20 protein-coding genes are annotated in these 19,936 nt (G+C 72.2%); 18 read left to right on the top strand and 2 right to left on the bottom strand.

Features of this window, described 5'->3' with window-relative positions:
• Position 1: 1 nt before the first annotated feature.
• Positions 2 to 2,215: an ATP-binding protein gene (locus ACZ50K_RS21685; RefSeq protein WP_468905447.1), complete on the bottom strand. Its 2,214-nt coding sequence runs from the start codon at positions 2,213 to 2,215 to the stop codon at positions 2 to 4.
• Between the two features lie 136 nt (positions 2,216 to 2,351).
• Here ACZ50K_RS21685 and ACZ50K_RS21680 point away from each other — a divergent pair, with 136 nt between their 5' ends.
• The 14 genes from ACZ50K_RS21680 (at position 2,352) to nusB (ending at position 15,392) form a co-directional block, all read left to right on the top strand.
• Positions 2,352 to 2,780 carry a DUF948 domain-containing protein gene (locus ACZ50K_RS21680; protein ID WP_468905445.1) on the top strand — a complete coding sequence of 143 codons (429 nt, stop codon included), beginning with the start codon at positions 2,352 to 2,354 and terminating at the stop codon, positions 2,778 to 2,780.
• Between the two features lie 5 nt (positions 2,781 to 2,785).
• On the top strand, positions 2,786 to 3,148 hold the full coding sequence (locus tag ACZ50K_RS21675) for a DUF6167 family protein (RefSeq protein WP_468905443.1): 363 nt from the start codon (positions 2,786 to 2,788) through the stop codon (positions 3,146 to 3,148).
• Positions 3,148 to 5,817, top strand: coding sequence for an alanine--tRNA ligase (gene alaS / locus ACZ50K_RS21670; RefSeq protein WP_468905440.1), 2,670 nt, complete (start codon positions 3,148 to 3,150; stop codon positions 5,815 to 5,817). Before ACZ50K_RS21675 ends, alaS begins: the two co-directional genes overlap by 1 nt.
• A gap of 5 nt (positions 5,818 to 5,822) precedes the next feature.
• On the top strand, positions 5,823 to 6,293 hold the full coding sequence (ruvX, locus tag ACZ50K_RS21665; RefSeq protein WP_468905438.1) for a Holliday junction resolvase RuvX: 471 nt from the start codon (positions 5,823 to 5,825) through the stop codon (positions 6,291 to 6,293).
• A 79-nt stretch (positions 6,294 to 6,372) separates the two neighbouring features.
• A complete protein-coding gene (gene mltG, locus ACZ50K_RS21660; RefSeq protein ID WP_468905436.1) occupies positions 6,373 to 8,022 on the top strand; it encodes an endolytic transglycosylase MltG in 1,650 nt (549 codons plus the stop codon).
• Positions 8,023 to 8,029: 7 nt separating this feature from the next.
• On the top strand, positions 8,030 to 8,854 hold the full coding sequence (locus ACZ50K_RS21655; RefSeq protein WP_468905433.1) for a shikimate dehydrogenase: 825 nt from the start codon (positions 8,030 to 8,032) through the stop codon (positions 8,852 to 8,854).
• Positions 8,855 to 9,080: 226 nt separating this feature from the next.
• Entirely contained in the window at positions 9,081 to 10,265 is a 1,185-nt protein-coding gene (gene aroC / locus ACZ50K_RS21650) for a chorismate synthase (RefSeq protein ID WP_468905431.1), read from the top strand.
• Positions 10,262 to 10,780: a shikimate kinase gene (locus tag ACZ50K_RS21645; RefSeq protein WP_468905429.1), complete on the top strand. Its 519-nt coding sequence runs from the start codon at positions 10,262 to 10,264 to the stop codon at positions 10,778 to 10,780. Before aroC ends, ACZ50K_RS21645 begins: the two co-directional genes overlap by 4 nt.
• Positions 10,777 to 11,868 (top strand): 3-dehydroquinate synthase, encoded by a 1,092-nt coding sequence (gene aroB / locus ACZ50K_RS21640; RefSeq protein ID WP_468905426.1) that lies wholly within the window; start codon positions 10,777 to 10,779, stop codon positions 11,866 to 11,868. Before ACZ50K_RS21645 ends, aroB begins: the two co-directional genes overlap by 4 nt.
• Positions 11,865 to 12,305 (top strand): type II 3-dehydroquinate dehydratase, encoded by a 441-nt coding sequence (gene aroQ / locus ACZ50K_RS21635; protein WP_468905424.1) that lies wholly within the window; start codon positions 11,865 to 11,867, stop codon positions 12,303 to 12,305. The genes aroB and aroQ overlap by 4 nt, the downstream gene beginning before the upstream one ends.
• 62 nt (positions 12,306 to 12,367) lie before the next feature.
• Positions 12,368 to 13,102, top strand: a complete 735-nt coding sequence (locus tag ACZ50K_RS21630) for an AAA family ATPase (RefSeq protein WP_468905421.1) — start codon at positions 12,368 to 12,370, stop codon at positions 13,100 to 13,102.
• A 128-nt stretch (positions 13,103 to 13,230) separates the two neighbouring features.
• A complete protein-coding gene (locus ACZ50K_RS21625) occupies positions 13,231 to 14,337 on the top strand; it encodes an aminopeptidase P family protein (protein WP_468905419.1) in 1,107 nt (368 codons plus the stop codon).
• A gap of 51 nt (positions 14,338 to 14,388) precedes the next feature.
• A complete protein-coding gene (gene efp, locus ACZ50K_RS21620; RefSeq protein WP_468905417.1) occupies positions 14,389 to 14,955 on the top strand; it encodes an elongation factor P in 567 nt (188 codons plus the stop codon).
• 2 nt (positions 14,956 to 14,957) lie between these two features.
• Positions 14,958 to 15,392: a transcription antitermination factor NusB gene (gene nusB / locus ACZ50K_RS21615; protein ID WP_468905414.1), complete on the top strand. Its 435-nt coding sequence runs from the start codon at positions 14,958 to 14,960 to the stop codon at positions 15,390 to 15,392.
• Positions 15,393 to 15,487: 95 nt separating this feature from the next.
• Here the strand turns inward: nusB and bldD are convergent, their stop codons facing one another.
• Positions 15,488 to 15,988, bottom strand: coding sequence for a transcriptional regulator BldD (gene bldD / locus ACZ50K_RS21610; protein ID WP_226733476.1), 501 nt, complete (start codon positions 15,986 to 15,988; stop codon positions 15,488 to 15,490).
• Between the two features lie 210 nt (positions 15,989 to 16,198).
• Between bldD and pyrR the strand changes: the two genes are divergently transcribed.
• From pyrR to ACZ50K_RS21590, 4 genes are all read left to right on the top strand, one after another.
• The gene (pyrR, locus tag ACZ50K_RS21605) at positions 16,199 to 16,789 is read left to right on the top strand and encodes a bifunctional pyr operon transcriptional regulator/uracil phosphoribosyltransferase PyrR (protein ID WP_468905410.1); all 591 of its coding nucleotides are present in this window, start codon (positions 16,199 to 16,201) and stop codon (positions 16,787 to 16,789) included.
• Between the two features lie 183 nt (positions 16,790 to 16,972).
• A complete protein-coding gene (locus tag ACZ50K_RS21600) occupies positions 16,973 to 17,971 on the top strand; it encodes an aspartate carbamoyltransferase catalytic subunit (protein ID WP_468905407.1) in 999 nt (332 codons plus the stop codon).
• Positions 17,972 to 17,973: 2 nt separating this feature from the next.
• Positions 17,974 to 19,260 carry a dihydroorotase gene (locus ACZ50K_RS21595; protein ID WP_468905405.1) on the top strand — a complete coding sequence of 429 codons (1,287 nt, stop codon included), beginning with the start codon at positions 17,974 to 17,976 and terminating at the stop codon, positions 19,258 to 19,260.
• The gene (locus ACZ50K_RS21590) at positions 19,257 to 19,847 is read left to right on the top strand and encodes a PH-like domain-containing protein (protein WP_468905402.1); all 591 of its coding nucleotides are present in this window, start codon (positions 19,257 to 19,259) and stop codon (positions 19,845 to 19,847) included. Before ACZ50K_RS21595 ends, ACZ50K_RS21590 begins: the two co-directional genes overlap by 4 nt.
• Positions 19,848 to 19,936 lie beyond the last annotated feature (89 nt).

The following is a 19,936-nucleotide window of genomic DNA, read 5'->3' as shown; positions in this document are numbered from 1 at the left end:
CTCACAGGCTGTTCGTTCCGAAGCCCGTCGCACTCCCTCCATGGGGTGCGGCGGGCTTCGGGCCTTCCCGGCGCGATCCGGCCACGGCCCCGGGGCGCACCGCGTTGCCGGCCGGACCGCCCGCCGCCGCCGTCCCCGCCCCCGCCGCCGGACGCAGCTCCGGACCGCGCACCGCGCGCTCCGCCAGCGCGTCCACCCCCAGGCTCCGGCCCTCCGCGGCCCGTGCCGCGTACCGCACCGGACCCAGCCGCTCCCGGGACCGCTCCTCGCACATCAGCCGGGGCGCGTTGAAGTACCCCGAGCCGAACAGCTGGAGCCCCACCGAGTCCCACACCGGCTCCACCGCGCCCTGGAGCAGCGCCGCCTCCGCCGGATGCCCCTCCGTCACCGTCACCAGGGCCAGCAGCTCCACCGCCAGCACCAGTCCCAGCAGGTCGCGGAACCCGTGGCTGATGGTCACGCACTCGGACAGCAGGGCCCGCGCGGCCGGCGGATCGCCCGCCTCCAGCGCCGCGTACGCCAGCACGTACAGGGCGTACGTCTTCGCCCAGCGCTCCCCGCGCTCCTCGCAGATCTCCCGGACCTCGGCGCACAGTTCCAGGGCCCGCTCCCGCTCGCCCTGGAACGCGAGTGACATCGCCAGCTCCACCTGGCACATCAGCACGTTGCTGTTCAGCTCCCCGGCCTCCCGGTAGCGCTCCAGTCCCGCCCCCAGCAGCTCCGAGGCCCGCGCCATGTCGTCCGAGACCAGTGCCAGACAGCCCATCCGGTGCACCGCGTACGCCGCGGCCAGGGGGTTCTCCGCCTCCGCGGCGCCCTCCCCGCACTCGTGCAGGGCGCTCAGCGAGGCCACCCCGTCGCCCTGGAGCGCCGCCACGTACCCCAGCACCCACAGGGCCTTCAGCCGGGAGCTGTCCGCGTCCGTGCCGCAGGCCGGCTCCTGTTCCAGGGCCCGGTCCAGCCAGTGCCGGCCCTCGGTGAGCCGGCCGCAGCCCGCCCAGTAGAACCACAGGGTGCCCGCCAGGTACTGGCCGAGGTGCACCTCCTCCGGATCCTCCAGGGAGAACTCCATGGCCAGCCGCAGGTTCGGCAACTCCGCCCCCACCAGCAGGGCCACCTCCCGCTGCCGCGGACTGAACCAGTCCAGCTCGCACCAGGTCGCCAGCCCCAGGTACCAGTCCCGGTGCCGCCGGCGCAGCCGGTCCGCGTCACCCAGAGACTCCAGCCAGCCCGCCCCGTACTCCCGTACGGTCTCCAGCATCCGGTAGCGCACCCCGGCCCCGGACCGGCCGGGCTCCTCCCGCACCAGCAGCGACTGCGCCAGCAGCTCGCCCAGTACGTCCAGCACCTCCTCGGCCGGCAGGTCCGGGCCCGCGCACACGTACTCCGCCGCGTCCAGGTCGAAGACCCCGCCGAACACCGACAGCCGCGCCCACAGCAGCCGCTCCCGGGCCGTGCACAGCTCGTGGCTCCAGCCGATCGCGGTCCGCAGCGCCCGGTGCCGGGGCAGCGCCCCCCGGGTCCCGCCGGTCAGCAGCCGGAACCGGTCCTCCAGCCGGGCCAGCACCTGCTCGGCGGAGAGCGTGCGCAGCCGGCCCGCGGCCAGCTCCAGCGACAGCGGGATGCCGTCCAGCCGCAGGCACAGCTCCCGCAGCACGTCCGGATCCGCCGCGAACCCCGGATCGGCCGCGGCCGCCCGCCCGCCCAGCAGCCGCACCGCGTCCTCGGTGCCCAGCGGGGACAGCGGGAACACCTGCTCGCCGTCCAGGGCCAGCGGCCGCCGCCCGGCGGCCAGCACCCGCAGTCCGGGGGCCCGCAGCAGCAGCTCCCGCACCAGCTCGGCGCACCCGTCCACCACCTGCTCGAACCCGTCCAGCACCAGCAGCAGCTCCCGGCCGGCCAGCCGCTCGGCCAGCACCGCACGCGGCGGCCGGGCGGTGTGGTCGGTCAGTCCGAGGGCGTCGGTCAGCGCCAGCGCCAGCAGCGCCGGATCGCGTACGGCCGACAGCTCGGCCAGCCACACCCCGTCGGGGAAGCGTTCCTGCACGTTCCTGGCGGCCGCCACCGCGAGCCGGGACTTCCCCACCCCGCCCACCCCGGTCACCGTCACCAGCCGGGAGGACCCCAGCGACCGCCCCAGCCCGGCGAGTTCGCCACCCCGGCCGACGAGACCGTTCAGCTCCGAGGGAAGATTGCCGTACGTCCTGGATCGCATGGGACACGGAGGGTACTGCTCCGCGTGCACTGCGTACAAGGCGGGCCCCCCACCGGCGAATTCCGGTACGGCGGCCGGGCCCCGGCGCGATAGGGTCGGGGGACGACTTTTCTTTGACTTCAGGGAGCGGTGCGACGTGTCGGGTGGAGAGGTGGCCGGGATCCTCGTGGCCGTCTTCTGGGCGATCCTCGTCTCCTTCCTCGCGGTGGCCCTGACGAGACTGGCCCAGACCCTGAAGGCCACCACCCGGATGGTCGCCGAGGTCACGGAGCAGGCCGTCCCGCTGCTGGCGGACGCCGCCGGCACCGTCCGCTCCGCCCGCACCCAGCTCGACCGGGTCGACGCCATCGCCAGCGACGTCCAGGAGGTCACCTCCAACGCCTCCGCGCTCTCCTCCACGGTGGCCTCCACCTTCGGCGGCCCGCTGGTGAAGATCGCCGCCTTCGGGTACGGGGTGCGCCGGGCGCTGGGCCGCACGGATGACGTGCCGCCCCGCCCGGATCGACGTAACGTGATCGCCGGACGGACCGTGCCGGCCGCCCGGCGCCGGAAGCAGAAGGGCTAGACGCGATGTTCCGCCGCACCTTCTGGTTCACCGCGGGCGCAGCCGCCGGCGTGTGGGCCACCACCAAGGTCAACCGCAAGCTCAAGCAGCTCACCCCGGAGAGCCTGGCCGCACAGGCCGCCGACAAGGCCGTCGAGGCCGGACACCGGCTCAAGGACTTCGCCCTCGACGTCCGGTCGGGAATGTCCCAGCGCGAGGAACAGCTGAACGACGCACTGGGCCTCACCCAGGACCCCGACCGCCCGGCACCGGCCGAGAACCTGCGCGTCCTACCCGGTCCGCGCCGGCTGCGGGCCGTCCAGAATGACCACGGCACCACCCGAACCAACCCTTCCTACGATTCGTACAACCGGAATGAGGACCACTGATGGAGTCGGCTGAGATCCGCCGCCGCTGGCTGAGCTTCTTCGAGGAGCGCGGTCACGCCGTCGTCCCTTCGGCGTCGCTGATCGCGGACGACCCGACTCTGCTGCTGGTGCCCGCGGGCATGGTGCCCTTCAAGCCGTACTTCCTCGGCGAGGTCAAGCCGCCCGCCCCCACGCTCACCAGCGTCCAGAAGTGCGTCCGCACCCCGGACATCGAAGAGGTCGGCAAGACCACCCGGCACGGCACCTTCTTCCAGATGTGCGGCAACTTCTCCTTCGGGGACTACTTCAAGGAAGGCGCCATCAAGTACGCCTGGGAGCTGCTCACCAGCTCCGTGGCGGACGGCGGCTACGGCCTGGAGCCCGAGAAGCTCTGGATCACCGTCTACCTCGACGACGACGAGGCCGAGCAGATCTGGCGCGACGTCATCGGCGTCCCCGCCGAGCGCATCCAGCGCCTGGGCAAGAAGGACAACTTCTGGTCCATGGGCGTCCCGGGTCCGTGCGGCCCCTGCTCGGAGATCAACTACGACCGGGGCCCCGAGTTCGGCGTCGAGGGCGGCCCGGCCGTCAACGACGAGCGCTACGTGGAGATCTGGAACCTGGTCTTCATGCAGTACGAGCGCGGCGCCGGCGACGGCAAGGAGGACTTCCCGATCCTCGGGGACCTGCCCTCCAAGAACATCGACACCGGCCTCGGCCTGGAACGCCTCGCGATGATCCTCCAGGGCGTCCAGAACATGTACGAGACCGATACCCTCCGCGTGGTCATGGACAAGGCCACCGAGCTGACCGGGGTCGCCTACGGCGCCGCCCAGGGCACCGACGTCTCGCTGCGCGTGGTCGCCGACCACATCCGCACCTCCACCATGCTCATCGGCGACGGGGTCACCCCCGGCAACGAGGGCCGCGGCTACGTGCTGCGCCGCATCATGCGCCGCGCCATCCGCAACATGCGCCTGATGGGCGCCACCGGCCCGGTGGTCCAGGACCTGATCAACGTGGTCATCGAGACGATGGGGCAGCAGTACCCGGAGCTCGTCACCGACCGCAAGCGCATCGAGACCGTCGCCCTCGCCGAAGAGGCCGCCTTCCTGAAGGCCATCAAGGGCGGCACCAACATCCTCGACACCGCCGTGTCCGAGACCAAGGCCGCCGGCGGCACCGTCCTCGGCGGCGACAAGGCGTTCCTGCTCCACGACACCTGGGGCTTCCCGATCGACCTCACCCTGGAGATGGCCGCCGAACAGGGCCTCTCCGTGGACGAGCCCGGGTTCCGCCGGCTGATGCAGGAGCAGCGGGACCGGGCCAAGGCCGACGCCAAGGCCAAGAAGACCGGCCACGCGGACATGTCCGCCTACCGGGAGATCGCCGACGGCTCCGGCGCCACCGAGTTCACCGGCTACGCCACCAACCAGGGCGAGTCCACCATCGTCGGCCTCCTGGTCAACGGCGTCTCCGCGCCCGCCGCCTCCGAGGGCGACGAGGTCGAGGTCGTCCTCGACCGCACCCCCTTCTACGCCGAGGGCGGCGGCCAGCTCGCCGACCAGGGACGCATCCGGCTCGACTCCGGCGCCGTCATCGAAATCCGCGACGTCCAGCAGCCGGTCCCCGGCGTCTCCGTGCACAAGGGATCCGTCCAGGTCGGCGAGGTGACGGTGGGCGCCTCCGCGTACGCCGCCATCGACGTCAACCGCCGCCGGGCCATCGCCCGCGCCCACTCGGCCACCCACCTGACCCACCAGGCGCTGCGCGACGCGCTCGGCCCCACGGCCGCCCAGGCCGGTTCCGAGAACTCGCCCGGCCGTTTCCGCTTCGACTTCGGCTCCCCGAACGCCGTGCCCGGCTCGGTGCTCACCGACGTGGAGCAGAAGATCAACGACGTGCTCTCCCGGGAGCTCGACGTCACCGCCGAGATCATGAGCATCGACGAGGCGAAGAAGCAGGGCGCCATCGCCGAGTTCGGCGAGAAGTACGGCGAGCGGGTCCGCGTGGTCACCATCGGCGACTTCTCCAAGGAGCTGTGCGGCGGCACCCACGTCGGCAACACCGCCCAGCTGGGCCTGGTGAAGCTGCTCGGCGAGTCCTCCATCGGCTCCGGCGTCCGCCGGGTCGAGGCCCTCGTCGGCGTGGACGCCTACAACTTCCTCGCCAAGGAGCACACGGTCGTCGCCCAGCTCCAGGAGCTGGTCAAGGGCCGTCCGGAGGAGCTCCCCGAGAAGATCGCCTCCATGCTCGGCAAGCTGAAGGACGCCGAGAAGGAGATCGAGAAGTTCCGCGCCGAGAAGGTCCTCCAGGCCGCCGCCGGCCTGGCCGCCGGCGCCCAGGACATCCGCGGCACCGCCCTGGTGGTCGGCCAGGTGCCGGACGGCACCGGCGCCGACGACCTGCGCAAGCTGGTCCTCGACGTGCGCGGCCGGATCCAGGGCGACCGCCCGGTCGTGGTGGCCCTGTTCACCGTCTCGGGCGGCCGTCCGCTGACCGTGATCGCCACCAACGAGGCCGCCCGCGAGCGCGGCCTCAAGGCCGGCGACCTGGTGCGCACCGCCGCCAAGACCCTGGGCGGCGGGGGCGGCGGCAAGCCGGACCTGGCCCAGGGCGGCGGCCAGGACCCGGCCGCCGTGCCGCAGGCCATCGCCGCGGTCGAGCGCCTCGTCGTCGAGACGGTCTGACCGCCGTGACGCTGCGCCGTGGCCGACGCCTCGCGATCGATGTCGGTGACGCCCGGATCGGGGTCGCCTCGTGCGACCCCGATGGGGTGTTGGCCACACCGGTGGAAACCGTGCCCGGACGGGACATCCCGTTCGCGCACCGCCGGCTGCGCCAGCTGGTCGCGGAGTACGAGCCCCTCGAAGTGGTGGTCGGCCTTCCGCGCTCGCTCAGCGGGCGGGAGGGGCCGGCCGCGGCCAAGGTCCGCGCGTTCGCCAACGAACTCGCCAAGGGCGTCAAACCGGTGACGGTGCGTCTGGTGGACGAGCGGATGACCACGGTGACCGCGGCCCAGGGGTTGCGGGCCGCCGGGAAGAACGCGAAGAAGGGCCGCTCGGTCATCGACCAGGCCGCCGCTGTGATCATCCTTCAGAACGCTCTTGAGACCGAACGGGTATCGGGAAATCCGCCCGGCGAGTGCGTCGAAGTGGTCATCTGATCGCGATACGGTAACGTTCCGCGCCAGATGGCGGCATTCGAACAGCCGTCGGCTCTCCGACGCGGCTCCTAGGGGATCGATGACTGAGTATGGGCGGGGCCCGGCCCCCGAACCGTGGCACCCCAGTGACCCCCTGTACGGCGACCAGGGCTGGGCCGAGCAGCAGCAGGCCCCCCAGCAGTACGCCCAGGAGCAGCAGCAGTACGTTCCCCAGGAGCAGCAGTACGCCCAGCAGCAATACCCGCAGCAGCCGCAGTACCCCCAGGAACAGCAGTACCAGCAGCAGTTCCAGCAGCAACCCCAGTACCAGCAGCAACAGCAGCAGCAGTACTACGCGCAGCAACAACAGCAGCAGGCGTACCAGGTCCAGGCCGTCGACCCCTATGCGACGGCCCCCGACCCGTACGCCCAGCAGCCCGCGGGCTACCCGGGGGAGGCCCCCGACCTCTACAGCACCGAGGAGGCCTACCCGCCGCCGCGGCCCCCGGGCCGCCGGCTGGTCCCCGAACCGGCCACCGAGGTGGACACCGAGGAGCCGGAGGACCGCCGGGGCGGCGGTGACGACGGCGACGGGGGAGACGACGACGGGCGCGGCGGAGGCGGCGGAGGCCGCCGTTCCGGCCGTGGCAAAGGCAAAGGCAAGAAGGGCCGCAACGGGGTCGCCTGCCTGTTCGTGGCGATGGTCCTGCTCGGCGGGGTCGGCGGCATCGGCTACTACGGCTACTCCTTCCTGTCGGAGCGGTTCGGCGAGCCGGCCGACTTCACCGGCGAGGGCTCGGAACCGGTGGACGTGGAGATCGCGGCCGGCTCCAGCCTGGGGCAGATGGGCCGTGCCCTGAAGGACGCCGGTGTGGTCGCCAGCGTCGAGGCCTTCACCGAGGCCGCCCAGGCGGACAAGCAGGGCACCTCGATCCAGCCGGGTGTCTACCCGCTGCGCAAGGGCATGTCGGCGAAGGCCGTGGTCGAGGTCATGACCGACCCGAGCAAGCTGAACGTGCTCACCATCCCCGAGGGGAAGCGTGCCGTCGAGGTCTTCGCGGCCATCGACAAGAAGCTCCAGCTGAAGCCCGGCACCACCCGGACGGTCGCCAAACGGGACCTCAACAAGCTCGGCCTGCCGTCCTGGGCCCCGACCGGTGCGCCGATCATGGAGCCGCTGGAAGGCTTCCTCTACCCGGCCCGGTACGACCTCCGCAAGGACATGGCGCCCGAGGAACTCCTCAAGCAGATGGTCACGAGGGCGAAGTCCAAGTACGACGAGCTCGGCATCGAGGGCAAGGCCAAGGACCTCGGTCTGAAGTCCCCGCTCGACGTGGTCACCGTGGCCAGCCTGGTCCAGGCCGAGGGCATGACCCACGACGACTACCGGAAGATGGCCGCGGTGGTCTACAACCGCCTCAAGCCGGACAACGACGTGACCAACCGCAAGCTGGAGTTCGACTCCACGATCAACTACCTCAAGGGCACCAGTAACATCCACGTGAGCCGTGCGGAGGCGAAGGGGATCACCCACGCCTACAACACCTACGTCCACGAGGGTCTGCCGCCCGGCCCGATCGGCAACCCGGGCGACGAGGCGCTGACCGCGACCCTCGACCCGGACGACGGGGACTGGATGTTCTTCGTCTCGGTGGACAGCAAGAAGACCACGTTCACCACGAACTACGCCGACCACATGAGGCTGGTCGCCGAGTTCAACGAACGGCAGAAGAACAAGAACGGCGGGTAGGAACGACATGGCAGGCAGCAGGGCCGCGGTGCTGGGCTCGCCCATCGAGCACTCCCTCTCACCGGTGCTGCACCGCGCCGCCTACCGGGAGCTCGGCCTCGACGACTGGTCCTACGACCGGTTCGAGATCGACGAGGCCGCGCTCCCGGGCTTCCTGGCCGGCCTCGGCCCCGAATGGGCCGGGCTGTCCCTGACCATGCCGCTCAAGCGGGCGGTGATCCCGCTGCTCGACAAGATCACCGACACCGCCGCCTCGGTGGAGGCCGTCAACACGGTGGTGTTCACCGAGGACGGACGCCGGGTCGGCGACAACACCGACATCCCCGGCCTGATCTCCGCCCTCCGCGAACGGGGGGTGGAGAAGGTGGACAGCGCGGCCGTCCTCGGCGCCGGTGCCACCGCCTCCTCCGCCCTCGCCGCCCTCTCCCGGATATGCACCGGCGAGGTCACCGCCTACGTCCGCTCGTCGGCCCGGGCCGACGAGATGAAGCAGTGGGGAGACCGCCTCGGAGTCGCGGTCCGCACCGCCGACTGGGCGGACGCCCCCGAGGCGCTCGGCGCCCCGCTGGTGATCGCCACCACCCCGGCCGGCAGCACCGACGCGCTCGCCGACGCGGTCCCCGACCGCCCCGGCACCCTCTTCGACGTGCTCTACGAGCCCTGGCCCACCCCCCTCGCCGCCGCCTGGTCGGCCCGTGCGGGCGCCGTGCTCGGGGGCCTCGACCTCCTCGTCCACCAGGCCGTCCTCCAGGTGGAACAGATGACCGGCCGCGGCCCGGCCCCCCTCGCCGCCATGCGCGTCGCGGGGGAGAGGGCCCTCTCGGCCCGCTGACGTGATGGATTCCCCGGGCCCGTCGGCGCCCCGGACCGCCGCCGGAGGGCCCGTAGCCCGGTGGTCAGCGGGGCGGACCGCGTCCACCGGGAGCGCTCCCGGCGTCCGATAGCTGGACCGCGGCCCGGCGAACCCTTCCGGACATGGCAGGATCGGGGTACGGCGGGCCCGGGCCGCGCACCCGGCCGCGCCATCGCTGGATCAGGCGCGAGCATGAGGAGCATCGTTGAGCAGGTTGCGTTGGCTGACCGCCGGGGAATCTCACGGACCGGCGCTGGTCGCGACGCTGGAGGGTCTTCCCGCCGGCGTCCCGATCACCACCGAGCTGGTGGCCGACCACCTGGCCCGGCGGCGGCTCGGCTACGGCCGCGGTGCCCGGATGAAGTTCGAGCAGGACGAGATCACCTTCATCGGCGGCGTCCGTCACGGCCTGTCCCTGGGCTCCCCGGTCGCCGTGATGGTCGGCAACAGCGAATGGCCCAAGTGGCAGACCGTGATGTCGGCCGACCCGGTCGACCCCTCGCTGCTCAAGGACACCGGCCGCAACGCGCCGCTGACCCGGCCCCGGCCCGGTCACGCCGACCTCGCCGGCATGCAGAAGTACGGCTTCGACGAGGCCCGGCCGATCCTGGAGCGCGCCAGCGCCCGTGAGACGGCGGCCCGGGTGGCCCTGGGCGCCATCGCCCGCTCCTTCATCAAGGAGGTCGCCGGGATCGAGATCGTCTCCCACGTGGTGGAGCTGGCCGCGGCCAAGGCCCCCTACGGGCTCTACCCGACCCCCGCCGACGTCGAGAAGCTCGACGCCGACCCGGTGCGCTGCCTGGACGAGGCCGCCTCGGAGGCGATGGTCGCCGAGATCGACCAGGCCCACAAGGACGGCGACACCCTCGGCGGCGTGGTCGAGGTCCTGGCCTACGGCGTGCCCGTCGGCCTCGGCTCCCACGTGCACTGGGACCGCCGCCTCGACGCCCGGCTGGCCGGCGCCCTGATGGGCATCCAGGCCATCAAGGGCGTGGAGGTCGGCGACGGCTTCGAGCTCGCCCGGGTCCCAGGATCCCAGGCCCACGACGAGATCGTCTCCACCCCCGAGGGCATCCGGCGCACCTCCGGCCGGGCCGGCGGCACCGAGGGCGGACTCACCACCGGCGAGCTGCTGCGGGTACGGGCCGCGATGAAGCCCATCGCGACGGTGCCCCGGGCGCTCGCCACCGTGGACGTGGCGACCGGTGAGGCCACCGTCGCCCACCACCAGCGCTCCGACGTCTGTGCGGTGCCCGCCGCGGGCATCGTCGCCGAGGCCATGGTCGCCCTGGTCCTCGCCGACGCCGTGGTGGAGAAGTTCGGCGGGGACTCGGTCCCCGAGACCCGCCGCAACGTCCGCGCCTACCTCGACAACCTGCAGATCCGGTGACCGGCGGACCCCTGGTCGTCCTGGTCGGGCCCCCCGGGTCCGGCAAGTCCACGGTCGGCTCGCTGCTCGCCGAGCGGCTCGGAGCCGGCTACCGGGACACCGACGCCGACATCGTCGCCGCCCAGGGCCGGGAGATCGCCGACATCTTCGTCGACGAGGGCGAGGCCCACTTCCGGCAGCTGGAACGGCAGGCCGTGGCCGACGCCCTCCGGGACCACACCGGAGTCCTCGCCCTCGGCGGCGGCGCGGTGCTCGACCCGGGCACCCGGGCCGAGCTCGCCGGCCGGCCGGTGGCCTACCTGTCCATGGACGTGGACGAGGCCGTCCGCCGGGTCGGCCTCAACACCGCCCGGCCGCTGCTGGCCATCAACCCGCGCCGGCAGTGGCGCGAGCTGATGGAGGCCCGCCGGCCGCTGTACACCGAAGTCGCGCGGATCGTCGTACCCACCGACGACCGCACCCCCGAAGAGGTCGCCCAGGCGGTCCTCGACGCACTGGAGTTGAAGGACGTATGACGGACCAGGTGACGCGGATCCAGGTCGGCGCCAGCGCCGGACACGACGCGTACGAGGTGCTGGTCGGCCGGCAGCTGCTCGGCGAGCTCGGCAACCTGATCGGGAACCGGGCCCAGCGGGTCGCCGTGATCCACCCGGAGGCCCTCGCCGAGACCGGCGAGGCGCTCCGCGCCGACCTCGCCGAGCAGGGCTACGAGGCGGTCGCCATCCAGGTGCCGAACGCCGAGGAGGCCAAGACCGCCGAGGTCGCCGCCTACTGCTGGAAGGCGCTCGGCCAGTCCGGGTTCACCCGCACCGACGTGGTCGTCGGCGTCGGCGGCGGCGCCACCACCGACCTGGCGGGCTTCGTCGCGGCCTCCTGGCTGCGCGGGGTCCGCTGGATCGCCGTGCCGACCACCGTCCTGGCCATGGTGGACGCGGCCGTGGGCGGCAAGACCGGCATCAACACCGCCGAGGGCAAGAACCTGGTCGGCGCCTTCCACCCGCCCGCCGGAGTGCTCTGCGACCTGGCCGCGCTGGACTCGCTGCCCGTCCACGACTACGTCAGCGGGCTCGCCGAGATCATCAAGGCCGGGTTCATCTCCGACCCGGTGATCCTGGACCTGATCGAGGCCGACCCGGCGGCCGCGCGGACCCCCGAGGGCCCGCACACCGCCGAGCTGATCGTCCGGTCCATCCAGGTCAAGGCCGACGTGGTCTCCAGCGACCTCAAGGAGTCCGGCCTGCGGGAGATCCTCAACTACGGCCACACGCTGGCGCACGCCATCGAGAAGAACGAGCGCTACAAGTGGCGGCACGGCGCCGCCGTGTCCGTGGGCATGGTCTTCGCCGCCGAACTGGGCCGGCTGGCCGGCCGGCTGGACGACGCCACCGCCGACCGGCACCGGGCCGTCCTCGGCTCGGTCGGACTGCCGCTCAGCTACCGCGGCGACCAGTGGCCGCAGCTGCTCCAGACCATGCAGCTGGACAAGAAGTCCCGCGGCAACCTGCTGCGGTTCATCGTCCTGGACGGCCTGGGCAAGCCCTCCGTACTGGAGGGACCGGACCCGGCCCACCTGGTGGCGGCCTACGGCGAGGTGTCGGCGTGAGCCGCCCGGTGCTGGTGCTGAACGGCCCCAACCTGGGCCGGCTCGGCTCCCGCGAACCCGACGTCTACGGGGCCACCTCGTACGCCGGGCTGGTGGCGAGCTGCACCGAGCTCGGCAAGGAGCTGGGCTTCGAGGTCGAGGTCCGCGAGACCAACGACGAGGGCGAGCTGGTCCGTTGGCTCCACGAGGCGGCGGACGGGCGGATCCCGGTGGTCATCAACCCCGGTGCCTTCACCCACTACTCCTACGCCATGCGGGACGCGGCCGCCCAGCGCACCGCCCCGCTGATCGAGGTGCACATCTCCAACCCGTACGCACGGGAGGAGTTCCGGCACACCTCGGTCATCGCCGCGGTCGCCACCGGCACCGTCGCGGGCTTCGGACTGGGCTCCTACCGGCTGGCGCTCCGGGCGCTGGCGGAGGAACTCGACGCCTGAGATAACGTTCTCGCATCAGTCGTCGCCGAGACGAGACGCCGATACGAGACGGATGGCAGCGGATGCAGCAAGGAGTGGGCGGCTGGGGCGCCCCGGGACAGCACCCGGCGGCGCCCCCGCAGCCGCCCATACCGCCCCCGCACGGCTGGCCTGCGGGCCCCGTGCCCGAGGCCACCGGGCACGTGCCGCTGCCCCCGGCGGCCCCGGCCCCGGTGGCCGCCCCCGGGCCGGGCACCGGGACCACCACCCTGGCCGTACTGCTGATCGGCCCGGCCGGTGCCGGGAAGACCACGGTGGCCCGGCACTGGGCCGCCGCCCGCAAGGTGGCCACCGCCCACATCAGCCTGGACGACGTCCGCGAATGGGTCTGCGCCGGATTCGCCGACCCCCAGGCCGGCTGGAACGAGCACTCCGAGGCCCAGTACCGGCTGGCCCGCCGCACCTGCGGGTTCGCCGCCCGGAACTTCCTGGCCAACGGCATCTCCTGCATCCTGGACGACGCCGTCTTCCCGGACCGGCCGGTGGTGGGCCTCGGCGGCTGGAAGCGGCACGTGGGACCGCACCTGCTGCCCGTGGTCCTGCTGCCGGGACTGGAAGTGGTCCTGGAGCGCAACGCGGCCCGCTCCGGGAACCGCCGGCTCTCCGACGAGGAGGTCGCCCGGATCCACGGCCGGATGGCCGGCTGGTACGGCTCCGGCCTCCCCATCATCGACAACTCCCACCTGGACGTGGAGGGCACCGCCCGCGCCCTGGACGAGGCGCTGGCCCGAGCCCTCACCGCTCCGCCCCGCTGGTAGCCGGGGCCCGGGCACCAGGGGCCGGACACCTGGGGCCGGATGCAGGGGCCCGACCCCCGGTGCCGGGCGCGGCCACGGGCGGCGGCGCTCAACGCGCCGACCGCGCGGGCCGCAAATACGCTCAAGTCATGTCAGACGTGTACGCCTCCCGCCGGGCCACGCTTCGCGACCGCTGTGCCGCCGCCGGAAACTCGGCCGCTCTGGTCACGCGTCCGGCCAACGTCCGCTACCTCACCGGGGGCAGCCCCCGCGGGGCCGTGCTGCTGGTCGGCCCGTCCGAGGACGTGCTGTTCAGCGCCGACGCACCCACCGGGGAACCGGACGAGGGCCGGCTGGACGAACGGCTGCGGATCTCGGTGCTGACCGGCCCCGGCGGCGATCCCGCGGTGGCCGCCGCCGACTGCGCGGGCTCCGCCCGGGCCGAGACCCTCGCCGTGGAGGAGCACCACCTCACCGTCGCCCGGCACCGGGCCCTGCTCTCGGTGGCCCCCGGGCTGCGCCTCACCGACCTCGGCGGGGCCGTGGAGCAGCAGCGGCTGGTCAAGGACGAGGAGGAGATCGCCTGTCTGCGGATCGCCGCCGAGATCGCCGACCAGGCCCTGGGCGAGCTGCTGGAATCCATCCTGGTCGGCCGGACCGAACGCCATCTGGCCCTGGAGCTGGAGCGCCGGCTGGTGGACCACGGGGCCGACGGGCCGGCCTTCCCCACCTCGGTGGGCACCGGCCCGCACTCCGGCCGCTCCCGGCACCGGCCGTCCGATCGCCGGGTGGAGGAGGGCGACTTCCTGTCCGTCTGCCTGGGCGCCAACTACCGGGGGTACCGCTGCGAGATCGGCCGGACCTTCGTGATCGGCACCACTCCCGCCGACTGGCAGATCGACCTGTACGACCTGGTGTTCGCCGCCCAGCGGGCCGGCCGGGAGGCCCTGCTGCCGGGGGCCGCGTACCGGGACGTGGACCACGCGGCGCGCTCCGTGCTGGACTCCGCCGGCCACGGCGAGGCCCTCGCCCCGTGGACCGGACACGGGGTGGGGCTCGAAATCGACGAGGACCCGCAGCTTGCACCTACAGCCATGGGTAAACTGGACGCTTGCGTGCCGGTCACCGTCGAACCGGGGGTTCACCTCCCGGGACGGGGCGGAGTCCGGATCGATGACACGCTCGTCGTACGCCCCGAGGCGGACGGCGGACCCGAGCTACTCACCATTACGACCAAGGAGCTGCTCGCGCTCTAGCTCTGCTGTGCGCGCCATCCGTGGTCCACCAGTCCAGGAGATTTCGCAACCGTGGCTTCCACGAACGACCTCAAGAACGGCATGGTGCTCAAGCTCGACGGGGGCCAGCTCTGGTCCGTCGTCGAGTTCCAGCACGTCAAGCCCGGCAAGGGCCCGGCCTTCGTGCGCACCAAGCTCAAGAGCGTGCTGTCCGGCAAGGTCGTCGACAAGACGTTCAACGCCGGCACCAAGGTCGAGACGGCCACCATCGACCGCCGTGACATGCAGTTCTCGTACATGGACGGCGACTACTTCGTCTTCATGGACATGCAGACCTACGACCAGCTGATGGTCGACCGCAAGGCCGTCGGCGACGCCGCCCACTTCCTGATCGAGGGCTTCACCGCCTCGGTCGCCCAGCACGAGGGCGAGGTGCTCTACGTCGAGCTGCCGGCCGCCGTCGAGCTGACCATCGAGCACACCGACCCGGGCGTCCAGGGCGACCGCTCCACCGGCGGCACCAAGCCGGCGAAGCTGGAGACCGGTCACGAGATCCAGGTCCCGCTCTTCGTCACCACCGGCGAGAAGGTCAAGGTCGACACCCGCACCAGCGACTACCTCGGCCGGGTGAACAGCTAACCGTGGCCGCCCGGAGCAACGCGCGCAAGCGCGCCTTCCAGATCCTCTTCGAGGCCGACCAGCGCGACGTGCCCGTGCGCGAGGTCCTCGCGGACTGGGTCCGCCACTCCCGGAACGACCCCCGGCAGCCCGCGGTGAACGAGTTCACGATGAACCTCGTCGAGGGCTACGCCGATCGGGTGAACCGGATCGATGATCTGATCGCCACCTACGCGGTGGACTGGGACCTCGACCGGATGCCCGTCGCCGACCGCAACATCGTGCGGCTCGGCGCCTACGAGCTGATCTGGGTCGACGAGACCCCGGACGCCGTGGCGATCGACGAGGCCGTGCAGCTCGCCAAGGAGTTCTCCACCGACGACTCCCCGGCGTTCGTGAACGGCCTGCTGGGCCGTTTCAAGGACCTCAAGCCGAGCCTGCGGCGCAGCGAGGGCTGAGCCGGACGGAAAAGGGCCCGCAGCGCGCGAGCGCTGCGGGCCCTTTCTCGTGGCTATACGTTTCTGCTGGGCCGGTCGGGCTCAGTGGAAACGGCTCAGATCTCCTCGTGGGCCACGGCCCGGCGGGCGTCCGCGTCCAGCACGCCCCAGCTGATCAGCTGCTCGGTCAGCACCGAGGGGGACTGGTCGTAGATGACCGCGAGGGTGCGCAGGTCGTCCTGGCGGATCGACAGCACCTTGCCGTTGTAGTCGCCGCGCTGGCTCTGGATGGTCGCCGCGTACCGCTGCAGGGGACCGGCCTTCTCGGCGGGCACGTGGGCCAGCCGCTCCAGGTCCAGACGCAGCTTCGGCGGCGGCTCGGCGGCCCCGCCGGGGGTGGTGCCCGGCAGCAGTTCCTGCACCGGCACCCCGTAGAAGTCCGCCAGCTCGGCGAGACGCTGGACGGTCACGGCGCGGTCCCCGCGCTCGTACGAACCGACCACGACGGCCTTCCACCGGCCCTGGGACTTCTCCTCGACACCGTGGAGGGAAAGGCCCTGCTGGGTGCGGATGGCGCGGAGCTTGGCCCCGAGCTGCTTGGCGTATTCGCTGGACATAACGCTCCCGGACGCTGTGACGACATGGGCAACATGCGGCTCCGCCGCGAGGCTGGTAACTCACTGTGAGGTTACGCAGCGTTACTTGCCTGCGTCAAGCCGAATGGGACGCCCCCTGTGCGGGCCCCGGAATCCCCCTGGTAACGTTGCTCCCGTACATCAGACGTCCTTTAAGAGCCGTCCCGTGAGGCGGAGAAGGAGGTCCTTTCCATGGACGCTCAGAACGACCGGGTCCCCGCCGGCGACACCGCACGCCCCGTACTGGAGGCGCAGGACATCGCCCGGGTGCTGACCCGCATCGCCCACGAGATCGTCGAACGCGCCAAGGGCGCCGACGACGTGGTGCTCCTCGGCATCCCGACCCGCGGTGTGTTCCTGGCCCGCCGGCTGGCCGCCAAGCTCGAAGAGATCACCGGGACCAAGATCCCGGTCGGCTCCCTCGACATCACCATGTACCGCGACGACCTGCGGATGAAGCCCGCCCGCGCGATCGGCCGCACCGAGATCCCCGGCGACGACATCGACGGCCGGCTCGTGGTCCTCGTCGACGACGTGCTCTTCTCCGGCCGCACCATCCGCGCCGCCCTGGACGCCCTCGGCGACCTGGGCCGCCCCCGCGCCGTGCAGCTCGCCGTCCTGGTCGACCGCGGCCACCGCGAACTCCCGATCCGCGCCGACTACGTCGGGAAGAACCTCCCCACCTCGCTGCGGGAGACCGTCAAGGTCCAGCTCCAGGAGGAGGACGGCCGCGACGCCGTGCTGCTCGGGCAGGGCCCCGACCGCGCCGGAGACCGGCGCTAGCCGGTCACGCCCCCCGGCCCACCGCCCGACCCGCCCCCGGCACGTCCCGGAGGCGGAACCCCGGCAAGCCCCCGGCCGCGCGCCCCGACCCGCCCAGCCGGGAGAGGCATGCCCGGGCCCCGGGCCCGCCCGTACCGCCCGCCGCACCCTCCCTCGCCCGCCCCGAAAAAACGGAGCACCCAGATGAAGCGCCACCTCATCTCGGCCGCCGACCTCACCCGCGACGACGCCGTCCTCATCCTCGACACCGCCGAGGAGATGGCCCGGGTCGCGGACCGGCCGATCAAGAAGCTGCCCACCCTGCGCGGCCGCACGATCTGCAACCTGTTCTTCGAGGACTCCACCCGCACCCGGATCTCCTTCGAAGCCGCCGAGAAGCGCCTCTCCGCCGACGTCATCAACTTCGCCGCCAAGGGCTCCAGCGTCTCCAAGGGCGAGTCCCTCAAGGACACCGCGCAGACCCTGGAGGCCATGGGCGTGGACGCCGTGGTCATCCGGCACGGCGCCTCCGGCGCCCCCTACCGGCTGGCCACCTCCGGCTGGATCGACGCCCCGGTGATCAACGCCGGCGACGGCACCCACCAGCACCCCACCCAGGCCCTGCTGGACGCCTTCACCATGCGCCGCCGGCTGGTCGGCCGGGACGCCGGCCTCGGCAAGGGCCTGGACGGCCGCCGCATCACCATCGTCGGCGACGTGCTGCACAGCCGGGTGGCCCGCTCCAACGTGGACCTGCTGCACACCCTGGGCGCCGAGGTCACCCTGGTGGCCCCGCCCACCCTGGTGCCGGTCGGCGTCGAGACTTGGCCCTGCGAGATCTCGTACAGCCTCGACGAGGTGCTGCCGAAGTCCGACGCGGTGATGATGCTGCGTGTGCAGCGCGAACGCATGAACGCGGCCTTCTTCCCCACCGAGCGCGAGTACTCCCGCCGCTACGGCCTGGACTCCGAGCGGATGGCCCGGATGCCGGAGCACGCCATCGTCATGCACCCCGGCCCGATGGTCCGCGGCATGGAGATCACCGCCGCGGTCGCCGACTCCGACCGCTGCACGGTCGTCGAGCAGGTCGCCAACGGGGTCTCCGTCCGGATGGCCGTCCTCTACCTGCTGCTCGGCGGCTCCGAGCCCGCAGTCACCACCAGCACCGCCGCCCCCGCCACGCGTACCGAGGAGAGCAAGTAGCCATGAGCAAGATCCTGATCCGAGGCGCGAAGGTACTGGGCGGCGAGCCGCAGGACGTCCTGATCGACGGCGAGACCATCGCCGCCGTCGGCACCGGCCTGGACGCCGGCGACGCCACCGTCATCGAGGCCGAGGGCCAGACCCTCCTCCCCGGCCTGGTCGACCTCCACACCCATCTGCGCGAGCCCGGCCGCGAGGACTCCGAGACCGTCCTCACCGGCACCCGCGCCGCCGCCTCCGGCGGCTACACCGCCGTCTTCGCCATGGCGAACACCTTCCCCGTCGCCGACACCGCCGGCGTGGTCGAGCAGGTCTGGCGGCTCGGCAAGGAGTCCGGCTACTGCGACGTGCAGCCCATCGGAGCCGTCACCGTCGGCCTCGAAGGCCGCCAGCTCTCCGAGCTCGGCGCCATGCACGAGTCCGCCGCCCAGGTCACCGTCTTCTCCGACGACGGCAAGTGCGTGGACGACGCCGTGATCATGCGCCGGGCCCTGGAGTACGTGAAGGCCTTCGGCGGGGTCGTCGCCCAGCACGCCCAGGAGCCCCGGCTCACCGAGGGCGCCCAGATGAACGAGGGCGTGGTCTCCGCCGAGCTGGGCCTCGGCGGCTGGCCCGCCGTCGCCGAGGAGTCGATCATCGCCCGCGACGTGCTCCTCGCCGAGCACGTCGGCTCCCGCGTGCACATCTGCCACCTCTCCACGGCCGGCTCCGTCGAGATCGTCCGCTGGGCCAAGTCCCGCGGCATCGACGTCACCGCCGAGGTCACCCCGCACCACCTGCTGCTCACCGACGAGCTGGTCCGCTCCTACGACCCGGTCTACAAGGTGAACCCGCCGCTGCGCACCGAGGCCGACGTGCTGGCCCTGCGCGAGGCGCTGGCCGACGGCACGATCGACATCGTCGCCACCGACCACGCCCCGCACCCGCACGAGGACAAGGACTGCGAGTGGGCCGCCGCCGCCATGGGCATGGTCGGTCTGGAGACCGCCCTGTCGGTGGTCCAGCAGACCATGGTGGAGACCGGACTGCTGGACTGGGCGGGGGTCGCGGACCGGATGTCCTTCGCTCCCGCGCGCATCGGCAGCCTCTCGAACCACGGACGTCCCGTCTCGGCAGGTGAACCCGCGAACCTGACGCTGGTCGATACCTCGTACCGTGGTGTCGTGGACCCCGCACACTTCGCTTCCCGCAGCCGCAACACGCCTTACGAGGGCCGTGAGCTGCCGGGTCGCGTCACTCACACTTTCCTGCGGGGCCGGGCAACGGTCGTGGACGGGAAACTGGCGTGACACCTGCAGTAATCCAGCTGGCCTCCGAGGCCGGCCTGGCCGCCGAACGGAAGTCGGCGGAGGTGACGGACTGGGACGCGCGGATCGCGTGGATCATCGGTCTGCTCGTCTTCATCGCATTCGTGTACTGGCTGATGCGCCAGGGCTGGAAATGGCGGGGGGCCCTGCAGAACGATCTGCCGGAGCTGCCCGCCGCCCCCGGCGGGCTCCCCGAACACCGGCTGGCACTGACCGGCCGGTACCACGGGTCCACGACGGCCGGGCAGTGGCTCGACCGGATCGTGGCCCACGGTCTGGGCGTCCGCAGCCGGGTCGAGCTCACCCTCACCGACGAGGGCCTCGACGTGGTCCGTCCGGGGGCCACCGATTTCTTCGTACCGGCCGCGCAGCTGCGCGGCGCCCGCCTCGACAAGGGAATCGCGGGCAAGGTACTGACCGAGGGCGGTCTGCTCGTCGTCACCTGGGCGCACGGTGACAAGCTGATCGACTCCGGATTCCGCTCCGACCGCGCGGCCGAGCACGCCGCCTGGGTCGAGGCGATCAACCTCATGAACCAATCCATCACGACGGAAGGCGCCGAACGATGACGACCTCCACCAGGGGAGCTGTGAAAGCTCCCGCCGTACTCGTCCTGGAGGACGGCCGGATCTTCCGCGGCCGTGCCTACGGGGCCGTG

Source organism: Streptomyces sp. NPDC033845 (assembly GCF_055576225.1).
This window is presented reverse-complemented; position numbering and strand designations above follow the sequence as displayed.